The organism is Burkholderia sp. MR1-5-21, assembly GCF_053427715.1.
On sequence record NZ_JBSAXD010000123.1, the window covers coordinates 1 to 537 of the forward strand.

Consider the following 537-nt stretch of genomic DNA (forward strand, 5'->3'; position numbering starts at 1 on the left):
GCAGATTCCCGACCATTCGCTCACGGTCTTCGACAAAGGCTTCCTGTCCGCCGAAATCCTGTGCGGCCTGGCGTCAGGTGAGCGCAACCGTCACTTCCTGATTCCGGCAAAGTCCAATACGCGTTGGGAGGTGCTGTCGGGCAAACCGGACGATGCACTGGTCCGTATGCGTGTCTCGCCTCAGGCCCGGCAGAAATCTCCCGATCTGCCCGAGTGGTGGACGGCTCGCGCGGTCCGCATTCAGGATGCGCAGGGGCGGGAGCGAGTACTTCTGACGTCCCTGACCGACCGGCGCCGCTTCAAGCCGGCCGATCTGGTCGCTTGCTACGACCGGCGCTGGCAGATCGAAACCAGCTACCGTGAACTGAAGCAGTCCATGCTCGGTAGCGAACTGACTCTACGCAGCCGAACCGTCGACGGCATCTACCAGGAGATCTGGGGCGCGTTGATCGCCTACAACCTGATTCGTCGCGAAATGGCCTGCGCCGCCTTCGAGGCCAAGTGCGAACCGACCGAACTTAGCTTCGTTCGCTCGTT

At 62.2% G+C, this 537-nt stretch carries 1 protein-coding gene; it reads left to right on the top strand.

Features of this window, described 5'->3' with window-relative positions:
* A partial coding sequence (locus ACV229_RS40700) for an IS4 family transposase (protein WP_448088673.1) occupies positions 1 to 537 on the top strand: 537 nt, incomplete at both ends.